A 5,429-nucleotide genomic window follows, 5' to 3' on the forward strand; every position below is an offset into this window, starting at 1 on the left:
TGGCCGTCGGCGCCGTAGCGGCGCGCCATCACACCGTCGCCGCTGTTGTCCAGTCCGTTAACGTTGGACTCGTAGACAATCAGAAAGCCGCCGTCGGTGAGCGCGATCACCTGCGGGCTGTCCTGATTGTTGGCCGTGCGCTGGTTCACCTGCTGCTCGGTGCCGATTTTACGTATACCGTCGGCCTCAAAGAGCTGCATGTAAACTTCGGTGCCGGAGACACCTGCGCCCTGCCACGTCACCACGATGCGGCCGTCCGCCAGCCGGGTCGTCGACGGGTTAAGCTGGTCTCCAGTGGTGGTAGTGTTCACCTGCATACTTTCATTCAGCAAGCTATACGTAGCCAGTGCAGATCCCTGGAAGGCCACTGTATCGCCCTTGTTCCCTGCTGGATCGATAGCGTAGATCTCTCCTGACTCGCCAGCTGAGATTGGGTTAGGTGCTATCACCCACTTACCCTGCTGATCGGCTACTACGCTATATTCCGTGCCGTTCTTATCGACAATGACAACCACAACGCCAGGCTCAGTAACACCGCTCAGTGACTCCTCTGAGTTTCCTGAAATCCCAACGTTAGGCGCTGTGATATCGATAATAAAATCCCAGCTACTGCTGATTTCACTGACGTTACCTGCAGCATCCGTTGCCGTCGCCGTAATACCGTGTGTCCCTTCCAGCAGGTTAGTGGTCGGCGTATAGCTCCACTCACCCAGTGCATCTGCCGTCACTGTCGCAAGCAGGATGCCATTGTCATAAAGCGTAACCAGCGAGCCTTTTTCCGCCTTGCCGGTAAAGGTCGGCGCCGGATCGTCAATGACATTACCTGCCACTGGTGAGGTGAACTGCAATGTACCGACGTCATCCTGTAATGACTGGATGATCACTGGTTCTGGCGGTGTGGTATCCACATTCAGGGTAAATTTCGCCTCGCTGCTGTTGCCCGCTGCGTTGGTTACCGATGCCGTAAAGACGTGCTCACCGTCTGCCAGCTCCGCCACCGCGAACGTCCATACGCCGCTGCTGTTTGCCGTGCTGCTGCCCAGCACCGCGCCCGATTGGTCGCTGATGGTCACCACCGCGCCCGCCGCCGCCGTGCCCTGCAGCTCCGGCGTGCTGTCGTCGGTCAGGCCGCCGTTCAGTACCGCGCCGGTGATGCTTCCCGCATCGTCGTTCGCCTGGTCAATGCTCAGCTCCACGCTGCTGCTGTCCAGCCTGAAGGTCGAGCGCTCGCCGCGGGTTTCGTTCCCCGCCGCGTCCGTCACCTTCACCTGCCAGCTGTAATCGCGGTCCGTCAGCGTGCCCAGCGCCAGTGTCCAGTTGCCGTCCGCATCCGCCACCGTGCTGCCTGCCGGCGTGCTGCTGTCGTCCAGATATACCGTCACCGTCGCGCCCGCTTCCGCTGTGCCCTTCAGCACCGGCGCGCGGTCGTCGGTTACCCCGCCGCTGGCGACTTCGCCCTGCACCTCACCCTGGGCGTCCATCAGCGCCGCCACGGCCGCCTCCGGTGCCACGGTGTCCAGCACCACGTTAAACGCGCCGGTCTCCGCCGAGGAAACCCCCGCCGCGTTCACCGCCGTCGCCGTCAGGTCATAGCGGCCGTCCTCGCCCAGCGCCGCCGTGGTAATGCTCCAGCGGCCGTTGTCATCCGCCACGCCCGACCCCGCGTTTACCCGGTTGCCGTCCGCATCCGTGGTCCACACGATGACCGTCAGCCCCGCGCCCGCGGTGCCGTTCAGCGTCAGCGTGCCGTCGTTGGTGAACTGGCCCTTCTGCAGGAAGCCGCTGTCCGCGTCTTCACCCTGGCTGTAGTCGTCCACCACGTTTTCAATCGCCGGCTGCGCCGGGGCGCTGGTCAGGACGCTGAAGTCCCACGCCGCATCCGCCGTGCCGCTTACCTGCGGGCCTTCATTGCCCGCCGCGTCCACCGCCGCGACCGTCAGGGCGTGCGCCCCGCTGCTCATCGCGCTGTCCGGCGTCCAGCTCCACTTGCCGTCCGCCTCTACCGCTGCGCTGCCGATCAGCTTGCCACTGTCATAGATATTGACGCTGACCACACCCTGCGCTATTCCTGCCGTGCTCACGCTACCGCTGTAGGTCGGGCGTGCATCATCAGTCGTTGCACCGTCGGCGATCTCGCCCCGTACCGGACCGACGTCATCGGTCAGCGTGATGCTGCTGTCTGTAAAAGCGTCGATATCCGGCGCAGTGGTGTCGACGGTAAAGCTCCAGCCATCGTCATCAGTGCCGCTCACCTGCGGGCCTTCGTTACCCGCCGCGTCCACCGCCGCAACCGTCAGGTCGTGTGAGGATCCGTCCGCCATATCCTGCTCCGGCGTCCAGCTCCACTTGCCGTCCGCGCCCACCGCTGCGCTGCCGATAAGCTGGCCGTTGTCATAGATATTGACGTGATCGATGTCGGCGGTTGCGTCGCCGGAGAAGGTCGGCCGTGCGTCGTCGGTGACGCTGCCATCCAGGATCTCGCCGGTAATCGCACCGACGTCGTCGGTCAGGGTGATGCTGTCGATCACCAGGCCCGAGGTCTGGTTATCCGGCGGCGTGCTGTCGCCAGGGCCGTCGATCACAACGCTGTTGCTGTTGCCCGCCTCGTCGGTGGCTTCCACCACGACGTCTTTGGCGTCCACGCCCGCCGGATTCGGCTGGATGCTCCAGTGACCATCCGCGTCCGCCACCGTGCTGGTCACGCTGTCGCTGACCGGATCGGTGATCACGATCACCGCGCCCGGCTCGGCGTTACCGGCCAGCTCGTCCTCGGTGTTGTTCGTGATTTCCGGAGCCGCCGTGCTGGTATCCAGCTTAAACGGCCATTCTGCGCCAGGCGCGGAGATGTTTCCTGCCGCGTCCGTACTAACGGCTTTGATACTATGATCGCCGTCTACCATATTGGTGGTCGGCGTATAGCTCCAGTTGCCCTGCGCATCCGCCCGAACGCTGCCCAGCACGCTGTCGCCGTCATACAGCGTAACCAGCGAACCTTTTTCCGCCTTGCCGGTAAAGGTCGGCGACGGATCGTCCGTTACGCCACCACTGGTCGTAGACGTGCCCTGTACAGTGCCTACATCGTCAATCATCCCGGTGATGGTCGGCAGGACAGGTGCGATGGTGTCAACGGTCAGGGTAAATTTCGCCTCGCTGCTGTTGCCCGCTGCGTTAGTTACCGATGCCGTAAAGACGTGCTCACCATCAGCCAGCTCCGCCACCGCGAACGTCCATACGCCGCTGCTGTTTGCCGTGCTGCTGCCCAGCACCGCGCCCGATTGGTCGCTGATGGTCACCACCGCGCCCGCTGCCGCCGTGCCCTGCAGCTCCGGCGTGCTGTCGTCGGTCAGGCCGCCGTTCAGTACCGCGCCGGTGATGCTTCCCGCATCGTCGTTCGCCTGGTCAATGCTCAGCTCCACGCTGCTGCTGTCCAGCCTGAAGGTCGCGCGCTCGCCGCGGGTTTCGTTCCCCGCCGCGTCCGTCACCTTCACCTGCCAGCTGTAATCGCGGTCCGTCAGCGTGCCCAGCGAAAGTGTCCAGTTGCCGTCCGCGTCCGCCACCGTGCTGCCTGCCGGCGTGCTGCTGTCGTCCAGATATACCGTCACCGTCGCGCCCGCTTCCGCCGTGCCTTTCAGCACCGGCGCGCGGTCGTCGGTTACCCCGCCGCTGGCGACTTCGCCCTGCACCTCACCCTGGGCGTCCATCAGCGCCGCCACGGCCGCCTCCGGTGCCACGGTGTCCAGCACCACGTTAAACGCGCCGGTCTCCGCCGAGGAAACCCCCGCCGCGTTCACCGCCGTCGCCGTCAGGTCATAGCGGCCGTCCTCGCCCAGCGCCGCCGTGGTAATGCTCCAGCGGCCGTTATCATCCGCCACGCCCGAGCCCGCGTTTACCCGGTTGCCGTCCGCATCCGTGGCCCACACGATGACCGTCAGCCCCGCGCCCGCGGTGCCGTTCAGCGTCAGCGTGCCGTCGTTGGTGAACTGGCCCTTCTGCAGGAAGCCGCTGTCCGCGTCTTCGCCCTGGCTGTAGTCGTCCACCACGTTTTCAATCGCCGGCTGGGCCGGGGCGCTGGTCAGGACGCTGAAGTCCCACGCCGCATCTGCCGTGCCGCTTACCTGCGGGCCTTCATTGCCCGCCGCGTCCACCGCCGCGACCGTCAGGGCGTGCGCCCCGCTGCTCATCGCGCTGTCCGGCGTCCAGCTCCACTTGCCGTCCGCCTCCACCGCTGCGCTGCCGATCAGCTTGCCACTGTCATAGATATTGACGTAACTGATGTCTGCGGTAGTCGTGCCTGAGTAGGTCGGACGTGCATCGTCAGTGACAGAGCCATCTTCAATCTTGCCCTGTACCGGACCGACGTCATCTGTCAGTGTGATACTGTCCGCCACCAAACCCGATGTCTGGTTATCCGGCACCGAGGTGTCAACGGTAAAGCTCCAGTCGCCGTCTGCCTGCGGGCCTTCGTTGCCCGCCGCGTCCACCGCCGCAACCGTCAGGTCGTGGGAGGTGCCGTCCGCCATATCCTGCTCCGGCGTCCAGCTCCACTTGCCGTCCGCGTCCACCGCTGCGCTGCCGACGAGCTCGCCGTTGTCATAGATGTTGACGTGATCGATGTCGGCGGTTGCGTCGCCGGAGAAGGTCGGCCGTGCGTCGTCGGTGACCGAGCCGCTGGCAATCTCGCCGGTGATCGCACCGACGTCGTCGGTCAGGGTGATGCTGTCGATGACCAGGCCTGAGGTCTGATTATCCGGCGGCGTGCTGTCTGCCGGGCCGTCGATCACAACGCTGTTGCTGTTGCCCGCCTCGTCGGTGGCTTCCACCACGACGTCTTTGGCGTCCACGCCCGCCGGATTCGGCTGGATGCTCCAGTGACCATCCGCGTCCGCCACCGTGCTGGTCACGCTGTCGCTGACCGGATCGGTGATCACGATCACCGCGCCCGGCTCGGCGTTACCGGCCAGCTCGTCCTCGGTGTTGTTCGTGATTTCCGGAGCCGCCGTGCTGGTGTCAACGGTAAAGCTCCAGTCGCCGTCTGCCTGCGGGCCTTCGTTGCCCGCCGCGTCCACCGCCGCAACCGTCAGGTCGTGGGAGGTGCCGTCCGCCATATCCTGCTCCGGCGTCCAGCTCCACTTGCCGTCCGCCTCCACCGCTGCGCTGCCGACGAGCTCGCCGTTGTCATAGATATTGACGTGATCGATGTCGGCGGTTGCGTCGCCGGAAAGGGTCGGCCGCGCGTCGTCGGTGACCGAGCCGCTGGCAATCTCGCCGGTAATCGCACCGACGTCGTCGGTCAGGGTGATGCTGTCGATGACCAGGCCTGAGGTCTGGTTATCCGGCGGCGTGCTGTCGCCGGGGCCGTCGATCACAACGCTGTTGCTGTTGCCCGCCTCGTCGGTGGCTTCCACCACGACGTCTTTGGCGTCCACGCC

The 5,429-nt window shown here is 65.0% G+C and carries 1 protein-coding gene; it reads right to left on the reverse strand.

Going from position 1 to position 5,429, the window contains the following annotated elements; translation table 11 throughout:
* Window positions 1–5,429 (reverse strand): Ig-like domain-containing protein (locus NR195_RS22665; RefSeq protein WP_256844926.1); only part of this gene is annotated, 5,429 nt, incomplete at both ends.

Source organism: Pantoea sp. Ft-CA_14 (assembly GCF_024520875.1).
GTDB classification, from domain to species: Bacteria; Pseudomonadota; Gammaproteobacteria; order Enterobacterales; family Enterobacteriaceae; genus Pantoea; species Pantoea agglomerans.